Below are 18560 nucleotides of genomic sequence, written 5' to 3'. Positions count from 1 at the left end.
ACGGGTCCCGGGGCGGGCGCGCCTACCAGGCGAGCTGGGAGATCTCCTCCGCGACCACCGCGCAGGCGTCGGCCGCCGGATCGATCAGGGGGAAGTGGCCGACGCCCTCGACCAGGGTCAGGCCGACCATCTCCCCCGCCTTCGCGGCGGCGGCCACGTACGACTCCGCCACCGCCGGGGGCACCACGATGTCCTCGCGCCCGTGCACCACGGTGGTGGCGATGCCCGTCGGCAGCAGCGCCGCCGGGTCGGCGAAGGGGAGCCGGGCCTCCCAGTGCTCGGGCCCGCCCAGCAGCTGCGCCGACGCGCCGCCGCACACGCCGAGTTCCTCCGCGGCCCCGAAGTCCGCGATCGGGGCCAGCGCCACCACCCCGCGCAGCGGCGGCGGGGCGGGCAGCCGCCACGGGGAGCCGGACGGGAGCACGTGCCGCGCCGCCGCCCACAGCGCGAGCTGTCCGCCCGCCGAGTGGCCGCTCACCACGGTCCGGCGGACGTCGGCGGCGGGCAGGGCGGCCGCGGCCAGCCCGGGCAGGGCGTCCATGGCCGCGGCGACGTCGTCGAAGGTCTCGGGCCAGCGTCCGGCCACCGGCCCCTCGGCGTTCTGGTGGGGCAGGGAACTGCCGCGCCGGTACTCCACGTTGGCGACGGCGAAGCCCCGCCGGGCCAGGAAGTCCGCGAAGGGGGTGACGTGCTGCCGGTCGTAGGGGGCCCGCCAGGCCCCGCCGTGCAGGACCACGACCAGCGGCGCGGAGCCCGCCGCGCCCGCGCCGCGGGGGGCGTAGAAGTCGACGACCTGGTCGGGGTGGTCTCCGTACGCGGCGCTCGCGTCGGGCCCGACCGGGGGGTGGGCGAAGGCCGAGGCGGCCTCGGCGGCGTCCCGTTCGACTGCGGGGTCCGTCATCGGCTCAACCTCTCGGTAACGCGTGGGACAGGGGGGACAGATGTTCCGGTGTTCCGACAGAGCGGGACCGTATCAGGCCGTCACCGGCTCCCAGCCGCCGGAACGCGTCAGCACGGAGGCGGGCGCGGCCGTAGCCCCGCCCGCCCCCTGGTGTGACGTTTCGCTACCGCGTCACCCGAAAATGTGACCCAGTGTGCGTGCCGCGCGCTCCACATCGGCGAACCCGACGTAGAGCGGGGTGAACCCGAACCGCAGGACGTCCGGGGCGCGGAAGTCCCCGACGACCCCCCGGGAGACGAGCTCCGCCATCACCTCGCGGGCGCCCTCGGCCCGCAGCGAGACCTGGCTGCCGCGCAGGCCGTGCTCGGCCGGGGTCACCGTCTCCACCGCGCCCTCGGGGACGTACGCCGCCACGCACGCGAGGAAGAAGTCGGACAGCGCGAGGGACTTGGCGCGGACCGCCTCGATGTCCACGCCCTCCCAGGCGTCGAGGGCCGACTCCAGGGCCAGCATCGACAGGATGTCCGGGGTCCCGACGCGCATCCGGGCCGCGCCCTCGGCGGGAACGTAGCCCGGGGTCATCGCGAAGGGCTCGGCATGGCCGTTCCAGCCCGGCAGCGGGGAGTCGAAGGCGCCCTGGTGCCGCTCGGCCACGTAGATGTAGGCCGGGGAACCGGGTCCGCCGTTCAGGTACTTGTACGTACAGCCCACCGCGAGGTCGACGCCGTGCGCGTCGAGGCCGACGGGCAGGGCGCCGGCGCTGTGGCAGAGGTCCCAGACGATCAGCGCGCCCGCGGCCCGCGCGGCCGCGGTGAGGGCGGGCAGGTCGTGCAGCCGGCCGCTGCGGTAGTCGACGTGGTTGAGCAGCACCACGGCGGTGTCGTCGGTGAACGCCCCCGCCGCCCCGGCGGGGTCGATCGGGACGAGCTCGAGGCCGGTCATCCGGGCGGCGGAGGCGGCGATGTAGCCGTCCGTCGGGAAGGTGGTGGCGTCCACCAGCATCCGGGTGCGGCCGGGAGCCGCCAGGCGGGCGGCGCCGACCAGGGCCTTGAAGAGGTTGACGCTGGTGGAGTCGCCGACCGTCACCTGGCCGGGGGCGGCGCCGATGAGCGGGGCGATCCGGTCGCCGATCCGCTGGGGCGCGGTCCACCAGCCGCTCTCGTCCCAGGAGCGGATGAGGAGCTCGCCCCACTGGCGGTGCACAACGTCGGCGACGGCGCCGGGGACGCCGGCCGGCAGCGCGCCGAGGGAGTTCCCGTCGAGGTAGACGACCCCGTCGGGGAGGGTGAAGCGCTCGCGGAGCTTGCCGAGCGCGTCTTCGGCGTCGAGCCGGGCGGCGCGCTCCTGGAGCTCCGGTATGGGGTGCGGGGCGGTCTCAGACATGGCTGCGGGCCGTCCACAGCTCGGGGAAGACGTGCTTCGCCGCGCGCTTCTCCAGCCAGGTCACCCCGGCGGAGCCGCCCGTCCCCGTCTTCGCGCCCATCGCGCGGCGCGTCGCTACCAGGTGGTCGTTGCGCCAGCGCCAGACCAGCTCGGCGACGTCCGTCAGCACCTCGCCGAGGCGGTGCAGGTCGGCGTTCGGGCCGGACGGGTCCGCGTACAGGGCCGTCCAGACCGCCTCGACCTCGGGGGAGGACTCGTAGCGCAGCGCCAGGTCCCGGTCCAGGACCGCCTGGGGGACCGGCAGGCCGCGGCGGGCCAGCAGGCGCAGGGTCTCGTCGTACAGGCCGGGCTCGTGGAGGGCCTTCTCCAGCTCGGCGTGGACCCGCGGGGCGCCCCGGTGCGGGACCAGCATCGACGCGGACTTGTCCCCCAGCAGGAACTCCATCCGGCGGTACATCGCCGACTGGAAACCGGAACCCTCGCCGAGCGCGGCGCGGTACGAGTTGAACTGCGCGGGGGTGAGCTGGGCCAGCGGGCGCCAGGAGGCGTTCAGGGCCTCCAGCTCCCGGAGGGATCGTTTCAGCGCGTCCATCGCGACCGGGACGTCGTCCTCGCGCAGGGCGCGGGCGGCGGTCTCCCACTCGTGGACGATGACGGTGAACCACAGCTCCATGACCTGGGTGGTCACCAGGAACACCATCTCGCCCGGATCGTCCGAGCGCAGGTGCTGGAGGTGGGTGAGGACGTCCGCCTGGACGTAGTCCTCGTACGGAGTCGTGCCGTCGAAGTCGAGGTTCGGGGTGTCCGAACCGGCTCCGGAGGCATCAAGGGCGTGCGACATTTCTGTCTCCTCGACACGTGCTTCCGGGTAGCGGTCCGCTCCTTCCGGTGAGGTAAGTGGAGCCCCGGTCCCCTGCCCCGCATCATAAGCAGGGGATCCGGAAGCCCTCTAGGGCAGACCTCGGCAGCGTTACGCGAGCGTGTCCGCCGCGGTCGGCGAGGAATCGCGCAGGAACGTGGAGCAGCGCTCCTGCTCCTCCTTCTCCCCGATGGCCCCGGCGGCCCGCGCCAGGGCGTGCAGGGCCCGCAGGAAGCCGCGGTTCGGCTCGTGCTCCCACGGCACCGGGCCGTGGCCCTTCCAGCCGGCGCGGCGCAGGGCGTCGAGGCCGCGGTGGTAGCCCGTACGGGCGTACGCGTACGACTCGACCACGTTGCCGGCGGCGAAGGCCCGGTCGGCGAGGGCAGCCCAGGCGAGGGAGGAGGTGGGGTGCGCGGCGGCCACCTCGGCCGGGTCGGTCCCGGCAGTGAGGGCCTCACGCGGCGCGGGCTCGTCGGGCAGGTGGGTGGGGGCGGGGCCCCCGAGCAGGTTCTGGTGAATCGACATGGCTTCAGTGTGGCCGACGGCGGCGGGGGGCAGGCACCGGCACCGCGGGTCACGGGCCCCGCGGCAGGACCGTGCCCGATGCGCGGGGGTGCGGCCAGGTCCGCCCCGGCAGTCCGTCAAGTCGCCGGGGTGTGGCGGCCCCACCACGTTCCGGCGAAGTGCGGTGGCCGGCGCACCTCCCCGCACGAGGGGTGCTCGGCCGACGGTAGAGGTGCAGTGGACGCACGCCGAGGGGGGCATGTCGTGAAAGCGGTCATGAGCAGCAGCAGGAGTACGGGCACGGCGACGCTGGTCCGGCGGGACCCGGCCCGCGAGGCGGCCGACGACCTGTGCTCCGTGGTCCTGTCCTCGCTGCGCCGCAAGGACCAGCGGGAGAAGGGCCGGCAGTACGTCCAGGGGCTGCTCGCGCTGCCCGGCCGCAAGTCGATGCGCGGGATCGCGGGGCAGGTCGGGGGCGGGGCCGCCGAGCAGAGCATGCACCACTTCATCTCCGGCTCGACCTGGGACTGGGAGCCGCTCCGCGCCTCGCTCGCCGGGTTCCTCCAGGCGACGACCCCGCTGACCGCGTGGGTGGCGCAGCCCATGGCCATCCCCAAGGGCGGGGAGCACTCGGTGGGGGTGGCGCACCGCTTCGACCCGCACCAGGGGCAGATGTTCCGCGGGCAGCAGGCCTTCGGGACCTGGTTCGCCTCGGCCGGACTGGTCTCTCCGGTCGGCTGGCGGATGTACCTGCCGGAGGCCGATGCCCAGGACTCCCCCGGAGCCGTCGGGACGCAGGCGGCGTACGAGGAGGCGGCGGCGACCGCCGTCATCGAGACCGTACGGCTCAGCGGGAACCGGCGCCCGGTGGTGCTGGACATCCAGCGGATCGGCACCCGCTCCACGATGAACCGCTTCGCGGAGGCCGCGCTGCCCGTCATCGCCCGCGTCGGCCCGGCCACCCCGCTGCTCGTCACCGACCCGGCGCTGCCCGGGTACGGTGCCGGGCCGCGCCCCGCGCGGGACGTCCTGCAGTCGGTGAAGGGGCTGTGCACCCCCGTCGAGTGGACCGACCCGGACCCCGCGGCCCCGGGCGGCCGCCACCGCGGCACCCTGGCCGTCGCGGTGCGCGTGATGATGCCCGACCCCTCGCCGGCCCGCCGGCGCCACCTGCTGCTGGTCGGCGAGTGGACGGACGCCCGTCGCCCTCCGGCGCAGCTGTGGCTGACGGACCTGGTACGGCTCCCGGTCGGCCCGCTGCTGCGGCTGACGAAGCAGGGCCGCCGGGTCGGCTTCGCCGCCGAGCACAGCGGCCAGGAGGCGGGCCTGCGCGACTTCGCGGGGCGGGCCCTGCCCGGCTGGCACCGGCACGTCACGCTGGCCTCGGTCGCGCACGCCGCCCGCGCGCTGACCGGCACGGAGCACTACGCGGCGGCCGGCTCCGGGGCCGCCGGCCGAGGGGGCTACTCGGCCGCGTAGGCCCGGTCGGCGGCCGAGCGGCGGTCGTGCAGGACCGTGCGGGCCTTGCGCAGCCGCAGGGCCATCTGGATCTCCAGCGCGCCGGCCGGCTTCTGCCAGTCCGGGCCGAGGAGTTCGGCGATCCGGTCCAGCCGGCGGGAGACGGTGTTGGGGTGGACGTGCAGGGCCTCGGCCGCGTGGGTGGGGCTGGCGCCCGAGGCGAAGTACGCCTCCAGGGTGCGGGTCAGCTCCGTCAGCCGGTCGGCGTCGTACTCCAGGACCGGGCCGATGGTCGCGTCGATGAACGACTCGACGTCGTGGTCGGCGGACAGCAGCATGCCGAGGAAGCCCAGTTCGCGCAGGGAGGCCGTGCCGCCCACCCCGTCGAGCGCGGTCAGCGCGTCCAGGCAGCGCACGGCCTCGGCGTAGACGCGGGCCACATCGCCCGGGCCGCCGGTGGGTCCGGCGGCACCGGTGGACACGGCGTGCCCGAGCAGCGGCGACAGCTCGCCGGAGGCCCGGTGCGCGGCGGCGGAGGCGTCGCTGCCGGGCAGGACCAGGACGATGCAGCCCCGGCGGACGCCCTTGAGGCCGCCCATCCGGTACGCGTACGAGGACGCCCAGGCCACGGCCTTGCCCAGTTCGCCGCCCTCCGGCCGGGCGACGACCACCACGTGCGGGCGGTCGAGGTCGATGCCGAGCCGGCGGGTGCGCTCCAGCAGGTGCAGGTCGACGGAGTGCGGCCGGTCCAGCAGGTCGGCGAGGAGCTCGTCGTGCACGGGGCCCTCGGCCGCGGCCGTGCCCCGCTGGATCAGCATCAGGGAGGCCACGGACTGGGCCGCCAGCTGGAGCAGCCGTACGTCCTCGTCGGTGAGCGGGGCGGAGGCGCTCAGCAGCAGCACCCCGAGGTCCTCGGCTCCCGCCAGTACGGGCGCCAGCCACAGGTCGCCGGGCAGGCGCACCGGGCGCCGGTCGGTGAGCGCCTGGAGTGCGGCCTTGGTCACCGCCTCCTCGTCCAGGCCGGGCAGTTCCCCGGTCGCGGTCAGCGGCCGGCCGCCCGGGTCCCGTACCTGGAGGACGCCGTCCAGCGCGTCGGCGGTGGCCCGGGCGAGGGTGGCGAGGCCAGCGCCGTCCAGGACCAGTCCGGCGAGCCGGGCGTGGCACTCCCACAGGTGGCGGACGCGGGTGAGGGCCGTGTGGGTGCGCGAGCCGAAGGCCTCCAGCTCGGTGACCTCGTCGCGGGTCTGCTCCAGCAGCCGGGCCTTCTCGATGGCGACGGCGGCCAGGTCGGCGAGGGAGAGCATGATGCCGATCTCGTCCGGGGTGAACTCCCGTACGGCGCGGTCGGATCCGTAGAGCGCGCCGAGGGTGGAGCTGCCGCGCCGCAGCGGCACCGCGATGATCGCGTGCAGGCCCTCCGCCTCGACGACGGCGTCGATGCCGGGGGCGTGCGCGATGGAGGCGTCGGCGAGGTAGTCGGGGGTCCAGACCGGCGAGCGGCGGTCCTGGGCGATGCTGCCGAGGCCGCGGCCGGTGCCGAGTTCCAGGCCGACGTTGAGCGCGGTGGTCTCGCCCTCGGAGGTGCGGACGTACGCCGAGCCGTCCGGACGGCTCAGCGAGAGCCAGGCCATGTCGAAGCCGAGGAGGCGCCTGGCCCTGCGCGTGATCAGACGCAGCAGGCCGTCGATGTCGTACGGGGAGGTCAGGTCGTGGGCGGTGTCGACGAGCGCGGTGAGGGCGGCCTCGCGCTGTCTGCCCCTGCTCGCGCGGGCGCGCACCGAGCCGGCCAGTTCGACGGCCCGCGTGAGGGCGGCGAGTTCGGCGGTGCCGGCGCCCGAGGTGCGGGCCTCGGCGAGCAGGGTCTCGTACCGGCTCTGCGGGGCTTCCTCCGCGAGCAGTTCCAGTACGGCCAGCGGGCCGCCGCCCTCCCCGCGCATACCGCTGCTCCCCCCGCCCCGACCAGCTGCTCTTCGTACCCCGACCCGAACCTAGGTTCCGTCAGGCGAGGGGTCAAGCAGGCCCGGACGGCCGCGGGTCAGCAACGGGCGCCGCAGGTCAGGCTGAGTCCGGGGGCCGGGCGGGCCGTCCGCGCCGCTTCGACGCGGGCCTCGGCGCGGCGCAGCGCCGCCAGGTAGGGGCCGTCGGGGCGGCCGGCGCCCGCGCCACGCAGTCCGGCGAGCGCGAGGAGCAGTTCGCGGTGGCGCCCGAGGGCGAGTTCCGCCTCGACCCACTGGCCGAGCACGGAGAGCCGGTCCGCGTCGAGCGCCGCGATCCTGCCGCCGAGCCAGGGCCCGGCGTCGATGCCGTCCAGGGCGGGGCCGGTCCACAGGTCCAGGGCCCGGCGGAGCCGCGCGGCGGCCTGCTCGAAGTCGCCCCGGCCCATGGCCCGGTAGCCGGCGCCGGCCTCGCGCCCGAACTCCCGCACGTCGCAGCGGCCTCCGCCGGTGTCGAGGAGGTACCCGCCGGGCCGCGTGGACAGAACCGTCTCGGGGGTACGTACCGAGCCGCCGCCCAGCACCTCCGCGAACCGCTCGCGCAGCCGGCGTACGGCGGTGTGCAGGGCGGCGCGGGCGTGCTCGGGCGGGGTGCGGACCGCCAGCTCGTCCGCGAGCACGGCCACGGGCACGACCCGGTCCGGGCAGGCTGCGAGGACCGCCAGGACATGCCGGGCCTCCGGCGTGGGGGCCGTGATGGGCACACCGTTCTCGGTGACCCGTGGTGCGCCGAGTACCTCAATGTCCACAGTGATCTCCCTGGGCAGGCGAGCAGAAAAATAATACCCGGAAGGATCTTTTTGGGAAGAGGGCGGGGCGCTGTGGGTCAGGCGGACGCGCGGACCCCCTGCGGGGCCGGCTCCTGCGGCGGCACCCCGCCCTCGCACTGGTGGCGGCACTCGTGCGCGCCCCGCGGACCGTACAGGACCCGCGCGCCCCGCCCCGGAGCGGTGTCCAGCCGGATCGCCACGGCCGGCACCACCACGTTCGGCATCACGTGCGTGTAGAGCTCCGCGACCTGGGCGTCGAGGTCCAGGCCGAGCGTGTACGACATGGTGTTCAGCCCCGCGTACGCACCGACGATCAGCCGGGACGGGACCACCGGGTCCACGTTCGGCAGCAGCTCCCCGCGCCGCTGCGCCTCCTCCAGCACCGCGACGTGCAGGTCGATCCACGCCTCGTACGGGGAGGCCCGGTCGAGCCGGCGGTTCCCGTACTCCAGCGTGAGCCGCGTGCTGGCCCGGATCAGCACCTCGTGCCGCAGCCGGTGCGAGAACACCATGCCGATGTCCACGAAGTCCTGCGCCCGGTACTGCTGCGGCGGCAGCTGCGGCTGGGAGTCGTTCTGCGCGTCGATGACGGCCTGGGCCAGGCGCTCCTTCGACTCGAAGTGGAAGTAGAGGGCGCCCTTGGTGACCTTCGCGATGTTGACGATGTCCGAGAGCTTGGCCGCGTCGTACCCGTGCTCCTCGAACACCACGGCGGCCGCCTCCAGGATGGCCCGACGCGTGCGCACCGCCCGGTCCTGCTTCACCTGGGGTCGCTCTGTCTTCATCTCTGGCGTCGCCTCTCCTGGCCCGCCGGTGTTACATCCCCACGGGTACGTTTCTCTGCATAGATTCCACACCATCGCGTGGCCGCGCGTCCACCGGCGTATGTCACCTCGGGGGAATCCGTCGCGAATCCGCTGTACGGCACCGGTCGGGCGGGCTGGCGGGCGGGCGCAGACAAAAGGGTCCACCGGTCCGTGTCGGACCGGTGGACCCTTCGGGGCGCTGGTGCCTACTTCAGCTTGGTGCCCGTGGAACGCAGGTCGGCGCAGGCCTGGGTGACACGCTTGGCCATGCTCGCCTCGGCCAGCTTGCCCCAGGTGCGCGGGTCGTAGGTGGACTTCTTGCCGACCTCGCCGTCGACCTTCAGGACACCGTCGTAGTTGCGGAACATGTGGTCCGCGACCGGGCGGGTGAAGGCGTACTGGGTGTCGGTGTCGAGGTTCATCTTCACGACGCCGTTCTCCAGGGCGGTGGCGATCTCCTCGGGCGTGGAGCCGGAGCCGCCGTGGAAGACGAAGTCGAACGGGGAGGCCTTGCCGAACTTCTCGGCGACACCGGCCTGGAGGTCCTTGAGCAGCTCGGGGCGCAGGACGACGTTGCCCGGCTTGTAGACGCCGTGCACGTTGCCGAAGGAGGCGGCCAGCAGGTAGCGGCCCTTCTCGCCCAGGCCCAGGGCCTCGGCGGTGCGGATCGCGTCCTCGACGGTGGTGTACAGCTCGTCGTTGATCTCGTGGCTGACACCGTCCTCCTCGCCACCGGTCGGGGTGATCTCGACCTCGAGGATGATCTTCGCGGCGGCGGCCTTGGCGAGCAGCTCCTGGCCGATGGCCAGGTTGTCGGCCAGGGTCTCGGCGGAGCCGTCCCACATGTGCGACTGGAAGAGGGGGTTCAGGCCGCGGGCCACGCGCTCGGCGGACACCTCCAGGAGCGGACGCACGTAGCCGTCCAGCTTGTCCTTGGGGCAGTGGTCCGTGTGCAGGGCGACCGTGATGTCGTACTTGGCGGCGACGACGTGCGCGAACTCGGCCAGGGCGACCGCGCCGGTGACCATGTCCTTGTTGTACTGGCCGCCCAGGAACTCGGCACCACCGGTGGAGATCTGGATGATGCCGTCGCTCTCGGCCTCCGCGAAGCCGCGCAGGGCAGCGTGCAGGGTCTGGGTCGAGGTGACGTTGATGGCCGGGTAGGCGAACTTGCCTGCCTTCGCCCGGTCGAGCATCTCGTTGTAGACCTCGGGGGTTGCGATGGGCATCTGTCCGCTCCTTGGATGTGCGGGGAGTGTGCTTATTGCGGGCCCTGACCTGGGGGCGACGTCGCCGTCGCGCCTATCTTTCCAGACTCGGCGCAACACTCCACCCCGCCCGTCACCCCTCGTCCGGCGGAGCGGGCGGAGTGTTTCACGTGAAACACTCCGCCTCCGAGGAAAGACGCAGGTCAGGACCGGAGCGGACACTTCCGCGGCCTTGGCCGCCCGTGGTGCCGCACCCGGCGCCCGACCGCCCGCCACCCCGGCGCGACCACGATCCGAGACGGCCGGAGCCGCACGGAACGGGGGCGGGTCAGGCGAGGCCCAGGTCTCCCAGCCGGTAGCCGGTGAGGTAGGGCAGGCCCGCCTCGGCGATGGCGTCGGCCGCGCCCCGGTCCACGATGGTGGCGACGGCGACGACCTCGCCGCCGGCCTCGCGGACGGCCTCGACGGCGGTCAGCGGGGAGCCGCCGGTCGTCGAGGTGTCCTCGACGACCAGGCAGCGCTTGCCCTTCACCTCGGTGCCCTCGATGCGGCGCTGCATGCCGTGCGCCTTCTGCGCCTTGCGGACGACGAAGGCGTCCAGGCGCTCGCCCCGCGCGGCGGAGGCGTGCAGCATCGACGTGGCGACCGGGTCGGCGCCCAGGGTCAGGCCGCCGACGCAGTCGAAGTCGAGGTCGGCGGTGAGGTCCAGCATGACCTGCCCGACGAGAGGAGCGGCCTCGCCGTCGAGGGTGATCCGGCGGAGGTCGATGTAGTAGTCGGCCTCCTTGCCGGAGGAGAGCGTCACCTTGCCGTGCACGACGGCCTTGTCCTTGATCTGCTGCAGAAGCGCATCGCGTACGTCAGTCATGGCCCCGAGCTTAATTGGGTGCCGGGGAGTGCCGCCGCACCGGCCAGCAGGGACTTCGACGGCCCGGCCTAGAGCAGCCGCCGCCAGGTCCAGGTCGTGGAGACCTCCAGCGGGTCCACCGGCGTGACCAGCTGCGGCAGGGTGTTCAGGCCGTTCGGCGGACCGGACTGGGGCTCGACGCAGACGGCCTCGGGCTGCTCGTCGTACACGACCACCCATTCGGCCCGGCTGGCGACCTTCAGCTCCAGCTCCCCGGGCCAGGTGAGGGTGACGTCCACCCCGCCGGGCATCCCGAAGCAGTCGTCCCAGGGGCCGGGCCCCGGGTCGGTCCGGCGGCCGGTGGGGAGGAGGTCCTCGCCCCGCTCCTCCTGCCAGGCCGGGTCGAAGGCGATCTGCACCTCGGCGCCGCCGTGGGTCAGGACACGGTTGAACCAGGGGTGCCAGCCGGCCTGGGCGGGGAAGGAGTCCTGGTACGTCTCCACGCTCATCGCGAGCGTCAGCGCGTCCTCGGCCAGTTCGAAGACCTGCGTCACCCGGCCGGCGTACGGCCACGGGTCGGCCAGGTCGAAGTAGAAGGACGCCCGGGTGCCGGTGGCCCCGGCGGACCGCCAGGCGATGTCACGGCCGAGGCCGTGGATGGCGTGCGGGGGGTGGTTCACGGGCAGCTGGTGGACGGCCGCGCCGTCGCGGAACCGCCCGTACCCGGTGCGTCCGCACCAGGGGACCATCGGGAAGGAGCCGTAGTGCGGGCCCTGGCGCAGGAGTTCGGTGCCGTCGACACGCAGACTGCTGATCCGGCAGCCGTTCTCCTGGTCGATGGTCATGTCGGCGCCGCCGGCGCTCAGTTGCGTACTCATACCGCCGACCCTACGGCCGCCGGCCGCCGGGGCCGCTCAGCTGCGGCGGCGCAACGCCCTCCTCATCACGACCGCCGACGCGAGGGCCAGGGCCGCCGCCGGGGCGATCCAGCGCAGGCCGTTCCCGCCGGTGGCGGCGGAGGGGGCCGGAACCGGGGCGTAGCGGCCGCGCGGCGGCGCGTGGTCGACCTCCTCGGCGCTGCGGCCGATCATCGTGCGGCGGGCGTGGGCGGCCTCGGCCGGCGGACGCGGGGAACCGGCGGGGCCGGCCCCCTGCCCGGCTTCCCCCAGCTCGCCGAGGCCGGCGAAGTCGGCGAAGCCGCCCTCCGTGAAGGGGTCGAGGGCCGGGGGCGGCACCTCGGTGTCGAACACGGACGCGCTGACCCCGGGCCCGTCCGGCCCCGGCTCCGTCCCCGCCGCCTCGGCTTCCGCCTCCTCGGCCTCGGCCACCGGGTCGCCCGCGGCTCCGGAGCCGGCGGCTTCGCCGGCCAGGTTGGCGGCGAGCCGGTCGAGCAGCCGCCCGGCGGCGGTGGCGGTGGCCTGCGGGTCGAAGGCGGCGGCCCGCCCGTCCGCGGCGGCCCCGCCGCTGAACTCCATCCGGGTCCCGCCCTCGTGCGGGACCAGCCGCAGCCCGAGGGCGAGGGTGACGGTGCCGCTGCCGCGCACCTCGGCCCCCTCGCCCTCCGCCGTGAAGTGGTCCGGGTCCCGCTCGGTGACCGTCAGGGCCCCCCGGTAGGTCACGGTGTGACCGCCGACCCGGACCCTGAGGCGCCCGGCCAGGGGCCCGGAGCCGCTGTTGGCGTCCTGCTGGAGCCCGGGGACGCAGCGGGCCACCCGGGCGGGGTCGCGCAGCACGGCGCGGACGTCGTCTGCCGGAACCGGAACGAACACCTGATGCTCCATGCGGTCGAGCCTACCGACGGGACCCGCCCGTGCACACGGACACGACGCCGCACGCGCCGGGACCCGGCGGCCGGAGCTCAGGAGTAGCGCGGGTGCGGCAGCGTGGAGGGCGGCAGACCGGCCGGCCGGGTGCGGGCGGCGTCCCGGGCCGCGTCCTGCAGGGCCGGGGTGGACACGGCCCGGAGGGCGGGGGTGTCCCCGTCCACGCGCAGCTCGGGGGCCCGGCCGCGGGCGGCGAGCACGAAGCCCCAGTCCTGCGGCGGCGCGTCGGCCGCGCCGAGGGTGCGGTCGGGTCCGGCGGTGAAGCCGGAGAGCCGGCCGCCGGTGCTGTAGGGCGTGGTGAACAGCCCGGCCGCCCGCAGGGTGGACTCGACGGTCCAGAACGTGCGCGGCCTCGTGGTGAGGGGTCCGGCGTGCACCGCGATGCGCCCGCCCGGCGTGAGGGCCCGCGCGGCCAGCCCGTAGAACTCCTGCGAGTACAGCTTGGTGCTCGGGGTGATGCCGGGGTCGGGCAGGTCGGAGACGATGACGTCGAAGCGGTCGCGCGCGGCCGGTCCCCGCAGCCAGCGGAAGGCGTCCCGGGTGACGACCTCCAGCCGCGGGTCCCGGTAGGCGCGGGCGTTGAGCGAGGAGAGCATGGGATCGGTGCGGGCCAGGCGGACCACGCCGGGGTCGAGCTCGACGACGGTGACGGAGGCGACGTCCGGGTAGCGCAGCACCTCGCGGGCGGCGAGCCCGTCACCGCCGCCGAGGACCAGGACGCGGGCGTGCGGGCCGGTCATGGCGGGGTGGACCAGGGCCTCGTGGTAGCGGTACTCGTCGTAGCCGCTGACCCGCAGCCGTCCGTCCAGGAAGAGGTCGAGGGAGCGCGGGGACCCGGTGGACGGGCCGGTGAGCACCAGTTCCTGCACCCCGGTCTGCGCGGCGACGCGTACCTCGGCGCCGTAGACGGCGGTGCGCGCGGCCCGCTCGAAGTCGTCGACGAGGAGGGTGGCGCAGGCGAGCAGGGCGAGGACGGCCGCGTTGGCGGTGACCAGCAGCCGGCGGCAGCGTCTGCTGAGGTCGTGGCGGAACAGCCACAGGACGAGCCCGCCGCCGGCGACGGCGTTGACGGTGCCGGTGAGCATGGCCCCGGTGAGCTGTCCGAGCAGGGGGAGCAGCAGGAAGGGGAAGGCGAGCCCGCCGGCCAGGGCGCCCACGTAGTCGGCGGCGAAGAGGTCGGCGACGGCCCCGCCGGCGTCCTGCCGGCGGATGCGCTGGATGAGGACCATCAGCAGCGGGATCTCCGCGCCGATGAGCACGCCGATGGCGAAGGAGAAGGCGACGAGCGCGGGCCGGGACTCCCCCAGCCAGGCGAAGCTCGCGTAGAGGGCCGTGGCGGAGAAGCCGCCGAGCAGGGCGAGCGCTGCCTCGATGGCGCCGAAGCCGAGGGCGGGCCGGCGGCGCAGGCGTTTGGCGAGGAGGGAGCCGACGCCCATGGCGAAGACCATGACGGACAGCACGACCGACGCCTGCGTGACGGAGTCGCCGATGAGGTACGAGCCGAGGGCGAGCAGCTCCAGCTCGTAGACGAGCCCGCAGGCGGCGCAGACGAACACCGTGGCCAGCACGAGGACCCGGCCGGTCCGGGGGCGTACGGGCAGGGCGGCCTGGACGGTCTGCACGCCCCGCGGCTCCGCCGCCGGGAGCACCCCGCGGGGGGCGGAACGGTCGATCATGCAGCGAACCGTACGTCACCGCCCACCGACACCCTGTCACCCACATGGGTGCAAGTGCCGTGTTGATCAGGCCAGTTGGAGTAATCGGGAGCACAACTCCCCGGGACGGCCTAGACGGGAGCCCCCATGCGGACGCCCACCCGGGTGCGGGTGGCGACCAGCTGGCCCTCCTGCGGGTACGCGTGCCAGGTGCGCCAGCGCACCTGGCCCTCGTGACGCTGCGCGAGCATGGCGGTGAACGCGTGCGGATCACCGGGGAAGGTGCCGGCTAGCCCGTTCGGGTGGTCCGCGACCAGCGCGAGCAACTCCTGTGCCCGGCCCGCGAAGGACCCCCGCGAGAGGGTCTCGACCCTCGCGGCGAACTCGTACTCCCAGTCGCCCACCCGCTTCGCCACGCCGAGCGGCAGCGGCGTACTGCTGCCGGGCATGCAGGCGACCGTCTCCGAGCAGAGCACCTCCCCCTCCTCCAGGAGCACCTGGTGGGAGGCCCCGAGCAGGCGCAGCTCCACCTTCGCGTCCGCGAGCTGGAGGTTCAGTACGGCCAGGGCGGGCAGCCGGTCGCGTCCCAGGGCCCAGGCGAGATCGGCGGCACGCGTGTCGGTGTAGGTGGTCTGGAGGGTCGTGAGCATGAGTCGGCTCCGCAAACGCGCGAGGGAGAGGGGCCGGGGGCCCGCCAGCGGTGGTCAACGGGTGGGGGGAAACCGGCACGGTCCACAGGAAGTCCCGGGAGGTCCGGGGACTGGGCTACTCAACCGAGGGAATCATGAAAGGCACGGCACTCACAGCGTTTTTACCCAACTTGAAGGGGTTTACATCCCCCCGGGGGCTTCACGGTTCACGTGTTCAACACGACGCCGCCCGTACGCCGTAGTGCCGGCCCGAACAAGAAGACGCCCGAAGGAAGTTGTCCCCGCCGGGCGTCTTGTCCACACGGGATCGGCGCGAGGTTCCGGCCAGCCCGTACCAGTGTCAGCTGGACCCGCAGCCACCGCCACCGCAGGAGGACGAGGATCCGCAGGAGGACGACGAACCGCACGACGAGGACGACCCGCAGGACGAGGACGACCCGCCGGAGGACGAAGACCCTCCGCCGCCGGCCCACCAGCTGGAGCCGGATCCGCCGGACCCGCTGCCGCCGCTCCCGTTGAAGCGCACCGCGAGGTAGATGATCCCCCCGACGATCAGCGCGACGATGCCCAGGACGATGATCACGGCACCGCCTCCTTTCCCGAACCCCCGGTCGCCCGGGTGGCAGGACCCCCGTGGCCCGCGTGCAGGGGGGATGCCCTCCGGCCGACGCGGCCAAAGCACACTTGAGCAACTCCAGAGGTTCCCCCCAGGATGGCGCCCATGAGCGCACCCGCGAGCAGCAGCCGCCCCTTCCTCAACCGCCGCCTGGCCGCCTTCGGCACGACGATCTTCGCGGAGATGTCGGCGCTGGCCGCCCGCACCGGGTCGATCAACCTGGGCCAGGGCTTCCCGGACACCGACGGCCCCGCGGAGATCGCCGAAGCCGCCGTCCGGGCGATCCGCGACGGGCGCGGCAACCAGTACCCGCCGGGCCCGGGCGTCCCCGAGCTGCGCACCGCCGTCGCCGCCCACCAGCAGCGCTTCCACGGCCTGTCCTACGACCCGGAGACCGAGGTCCTCGTCACGGCGGGCGCCACCGAGGCCATCGCCGCCTCCCTCCTCGCCCTCCTGGAGCCGGGCGACGAGGTCATCGCGCTGGAGCCGTTCTACGACTCCTACGCGGCCTGCATCGCCATGGCGGGCGCGGTCCGCGTCCCGCACACCCTGCGCGCCCCGCACTTCCGCCCCGACCTGGACGCCCTGCGCGACGCCGTCACCCCGCACACCCGGATGCTCCTGCTGAACACCCCGCACAACCCGACGGGCACCGTCCTGACCCGCACGGAACTCGCCGCCATCGCCGAACTCGCCGTGGAGCGCGACCTCCTGGTCGTCACCGACGAGGTGTACGAGCACCTGGTCTTCGAGGGCGAGCACGTGCCGCTGGCCTCGCTGCCCGGCATGCGCGAACGCACCGTCACCATCTCCTCCGCCGGCAAGACCTTCTCCTTCACGGGCTGGAAGGTCGGCTGGGTCACCGCCCCGCCCGCGCTGGTCTCCGCGGTCCGCTCGGCCAAGCAGTTCCTGACGTACGTCTCCTCCGGCCCCTTCCAGTACGCCGTCGCCGAGGCCCTCGCCCTGCCCGACGCCTACTACGACGGCTTCCGCGCGGACCTCGCCGCCAAGCGCGACCTGCTCTCCGACGGACTGGCCGCCGCCGGCTTCCGGGTCTTCCGCCCGCAGGGCACGTACTTCATCACCACGGACATCTCGCCGCTGGGCGAGAAGGACGGCCTCGCCTTCTGCCGCGCCCTGCCCGAGCGCTGCGGGGTGGTCGCCGTGCCCAACCAGGTCTTCTACGACGACCCGTCCGCCGGAGCCGCCCAGGTGCGCTGGGCGTTCTGCAAGCGGACCGAAGTCCTCCAGGAGGCGGTCGCCCGCCTGCGCCGGCTCTGAGGGGAACGGGAGCGTGCGGACGGTGTCCGCGACCCTGCGGCCGCCGCAGGCACGGCAGGCGCTCACGCCCGGCGCGGTGGCCGCGCTCGGGGTGTTCGCCGCGGTCCGCGGGGCCGGGGCGCTGGTGGTCGCCGCCGGGGCCTGGTGGGCCGGGCGGGACCCGGTGCGGGTGCTCGGCTTCTCCTGGGACTCCGTCTGGTACCTCGGGATCGCCGCGCACGGGTACGGCCGGACCCAGATGTGGGCCGCGTCCGGCTCCGTCCAGAGCGACTACGCCTTCTTCCCGCTCTACCCGCTGCTGGTGCGCCTCGCCGGGGGCGGGCCGGGTGCCGGGCTGGCCGTGGCGTGGGCGGCGGCCGCGGTGGCCGCCGTCGGTGTGTACCGGGTCGGGGAGCGGCTGCTCGGGGCGCGGGCCGGGGTGCTGCTCGTCGGGCTGTGGGCCGCGCTGCCGCACGCGGTGGTGCTGACCCTCGCCTACACCGAGGCGCTGCTGGCGGCGCTGGCCGCGTGGGCGCTGTACGCCCTGCTGCGGGAGCGCTGGCTGTGGGCGGCGGGCCTGGCGGCGCTCGCCGGGCTGACCCGGCCGACCGGGGTCGCGGTGGCCGCCGCCGTGACGGCGCTGGCCGTGCGGGAGCTGGCGGTACGGGGCAACCGCGCGCCCGGGGTCTGGGCCGCCGCGCTGCTCGCGCCCGCGGGCTGGGCGGCGTACGTCCTGGCCGTCGGGGCGCACCGGCACGACGCGCTCGGCTACTTCGCGGTGCAGCGGCAGTGGGGCTCGCGGTTCGACTTCGGCGCCGGGACCCTGGAGACGGCCGGGAAGGTGCTCTCGGGCGGCCCCCTGACCATCCCGGTCGGCGTGACCCTGGCCGTGCTGGCCGCGGCCGGGCTGCTCGCGGCGGCGGCCGTACTGGACCGGGCGCCGCTGCCGCTGCTGGTGTACGCCGGGACGCTGCTGCTGATCACCTTCGGCGGGGCGGGCTACTTCGAGTCGAAGCCCCGGTTCCTGCTGCCCGCGTTCCCGCTGCTGCTGCCGGTGGCGGCCGCCATGGCGAGAGCCCGGCCGCGCACGGCGGTCGCGGTGACCGCCTGCATGGCCGGGCTCTCCTACGGATACGGGCTGTACCTGCTCCTGGTGGCGCGGGTACCGCTGTGAAGGGGGACGGCTACTCGCCGCCCTCCTCCTTCTCGTCGCCCTCGGAGGAGTCGACGTCCTTCTCCAGGCCGAGCTGCTCCAGGAGCCACTTGTCGAACTCGATCGACGCGCGGACCCAGCTGACCGTGGAGGAGACGAAGTGCTCCAGGCTGACGCCGGTGCCGATCAGCATCTGCGCCTCGCCGATCAGGCGGACGGAGCCGTCGTCGTGCGTGTGGCTGTAGACCTTGGGCCACAGGGTGCGGCGGTTCCAGTCGTCGATCGACTCGAGCAGCTGCGCCTTGTCGTCGATGGCGTGCGGACGGTCGTAGAACGTCCGCACGGAGAAGACCTGCTGCTCGCCTTCGCCACGGAACATGAAGTACGTGCGGAAGTCCTCCCACGGCGCCGCGAGGTCACCCTCGTCGTCGACGACGTACTTCAGCTCCATCTGCTCCAGGAGCTGCTTCACCAGGTCCTGGTCGGGGACGACGGGGCCCGCCGGTCCTTGGCCTTGCGGTTCGGGCTGACCCCCGAAGTTGGGGATCGAGGCCGGGTCGATGCTCACCGTGTACTTCCCTTCGTGCGGATACCGCCATCCTCCCCCATCGCGCCCACCCCGTGTCCAGCCCCGTCACCGGCGATCCGCTCCGGGCGGACACGAGGGGGCGGG

Annotated in this window: 18 protein-coding genes; 4 read left to right on the top strand and 14 right to left on the bottom strand. The window is 74.3% G+C overall.

Annotated elements, in window-relative coordinates; genetic code table 11:
* Positions 1–22: 22 nt before the first annotated feature.
* The 4 genes from AB0D45_RS06350 to AB0D45_RS06335 all read right to left on the bottom strand — a co-directional run bounded on the left by AB0D45_RS06350 (position 23) and on the right by AB0D45_RS06335 (position 3668).
* A complete protein-coding gene (locus AB0D45_RS06350; protein ID WP_362455530.1) occupies positions 23–901 on the bottom strand; it encodes an alpha/beta hydrolase in 879 nt (292 codons plus the stop codon).
* Between the two features lie 171 nt (positions 902–1072).
* Positions 1073–2284, bottom strand: coding sequence for a kynureninase (gene kynU, locus AB0D45_RS06345; RefSeq protein WP_362455528.1), 1212 nt, complete (start codon positions 2282–2284; stop codon positions 1073–1075).
* On the bottom strand, positions 2277–3125 hold the full coding sequence (locus AB0D45_RS06340) for a tryptophan 2,3-dioxygenase family protein (RefSeq protein ID WP_362455526.1): 849 nt from the start codon (positions 3123–3125) through the stop codon (positions 2277–2279). The genes kynU and AB0D45_RS06340 overlap by 8 nt, the downstream gene beginning before the upstream one ends.
* 129 nt (positions 3126–3254) lie before the next feature.
* Positions 3255–3668 (bottom strand): DUF3151 domain-containing protein, encoded by a 414-nt coding sequence (locus tag AB0D45_RS06335; protein ID WP_362455524.1) that lies wholly within the window; start codon positions 3666–3668, stop codon positions 3255–3257.
* A 255-nt stretch (positions 3669–3923) separates the two neighbouring features.
* Here AB0D45_RS06335 and AB0D45_RS06330 point away from each other — a divergent pair, with 255 nt between their 5' ends.
* Positions 3924–5126, top strand: a complete 1203-nt coding sequence (locus tag AB0D45_RS06330) for a transposase (protein WP_361598667.1) — start codon at positions 3924–3926, stop codon at positions 5124–5126.
* On the opposite strand, the gene AB0D45_RS06325 is transcribed toward AB0D45_RS06330, so the two are convergent.
* The 9 genes from AB0D45_RS06325 to AB0D45_RS06285 all read right to left on the bottom strand — a co-directional run bounded on the left by AB0D45_RS06325 (position 5111) and on the right by AB0D45_RS06285 (position 14858).
* On the bottom strand, positions 5111–7042 hold the full coding sequence (locus AB0D45_RS06325; protein WP_361598664.1) for a helix-turn-helix domain-containing protein: 1932 nt from the start codon (positions 7040–7042) through the stop codon (positions 5111–5113). The genes AB0D45_RS06330 and AB0D45_RS06325 overlap by 16 nt on opposite strands.
* 98 nt (positions 7043–7140) lie before the next feature.
* On the bottom strand, positions 7141–7848 hold the full coding sequence (locus tag AB0D45_RS06320; RefSeq protein ID WP_361598661.1) for a BTAD domain-containing putative transcriptional regulator: 708 nt from the start codon (positions 7846–7848) through the stop codon (positions 7141–7143).
* Positions 7849–7925: 77 nt separating this feature from the next.
* Positions 7926–8654 (bottom strand): ScbR family autoregulator-binding transcription factor, encoded by a 729-nt coding sequence (locus tag AB0D45_RS06315; RefSeq protein WP_362455521.1) that lies wholly within the window; start codon positions 8652–8654, stop codon positions 7926–7928.
* Positions 8655–8881: 227 nt separating this feature from the next.
* Entirely contained in the window at positions 8882–9904 is a 1023-nt protein-coding gene (gene fbaA / locus AB0D45_RS06310) for a class II fructose-bisphosphate aldolase (protein ID WP_361598656.1), read from the bottom strand.
* Positions 9905–10211: 307 nt separating this feature from the next.
* Positions 10212–10751, bottom strand: a complete 540-nt coding sequence (gene pyrE, locus AB0D45_RS06305) for an orotate phosphoribosyltransferase (protein ID WP_361598653.1) — start codon at positions 10749–10751, stop codon at positions 10212–10214.
* A 68-nt stretch (positions 10752–10819) separates the two neighbouring features.
* Positions 10820–11608 (bottom strand): aldose 1-epimerase, encoded by a 789-nt coding sequence (locus AB0D45_RS06300; RefSeq protein WP_362455519.1) that lies wholly within the window; start codon positions 11606–11608, stop codon positions 10820–10822.
* Between the two features lie 36 nt (positions 11609–11644).
* Positions 11645–12511 carry an SRPBCC family protein gene (locus tag AB0D45_RS06295; RefSeq protein WP_362455517.1) on the bottom strand — a complete coding sequence of 289 codons (867 nt, stop codon included), beginning with the start codon at positions 12509–12511 and terminating at the stop codon, positions 11645–11647.
* Positions 12512–12588: 77 nt separating this feature from the next.
* Complete coding sequence (locus tag AB0D45_RS06290; protein ID WP_362455515.1) at positions 12589–14229, bottom strand: polyamine aminopropyltransferase; 1641 nt, start codon at positions 14227–14229, stop codon at positions 12589–12591.
* Positions 14230–14339: 110 nt separating this feature from the next.
* A complete protein-coding gene (locus tag AB0D45_RS06285) occupies positions 14340–14858 on the bottom strand; it encodes a DUF2617 family protein (protein ID WP_042801168.1) in 519 nt (172 codons plus the stop codon).
* A 293-nt stretch (positions 14859–15151) separates the two neighbouring features.
* On the opposite strand from AB0D45_RS06285, the gene AB0D45_RS06280 reads away from it, so the two are divergent.
* From AB0D45_RS06280 to AB0D45_RS06270, 3 genes are all read left to right on the top strand, one after another.
* Entirely contained in the window at positions 15152–15394 is a 243-nt protein-coding gene (locus AB0D45_RS06280; RefSeq protein ID WP_362455513.1) for a hypothetical protein, read from the top strand.
* Positions 15395–15579: 185 nt separating this feature from the next.
* Positions 15580–16755, top strand: a complete 1176-nt coding sequence (locus AB0D45_RS06275) for a pyridoxal phosphate-dependent aminotransferase (protein WP_362455511.1) — start codon at positions 15580–15582, stop codon at positions 16753–16755.
* Between the two features lie 22 nt (positions 16756–16777).
* Entirely contained in the window at positions 16778–17908 is a 1131-nt protein-coding gene (locus AB0D45_RS06270) for a hypothetical protein (protein WP_362455510.1), read from the top strand.
* Positions 17909–17918: 10 nt separating this feature from the next.
* On the opposite strand, the gene AB0D45_RS06265 is transcribed toward AB0D45_RS06270, so the two are convergent.
* Positions 17919–18455 carry a YbjN domain-containing protein gene (locus AB0D45_RS06265; protein WP_361598632.1) on the bottom strand — a complete coding sequence of 179 codons (537 nt, stop codon included), beginning with the start codon at positions 18453–18455 and terminating at the stop codon, positions 17919–17921.
* Between the last annotated feature and the right edge of the window lie 105 nt (positions 18456–18560).

Origin of the sequence: Streptomyces sp. NPDC048352 (assembly GCF_040651895.1) — a bacterium.
Classification (GTDB): Bacteria; Actinomycetota; Actinomycetes; order Streptomycetales; family Streptomycetaceae; genus Streptomyces.
Note: the sequence above shows the minus strand (reverse complement) of the source record. Positions and strands in the feature narration are given on the sequence as shown.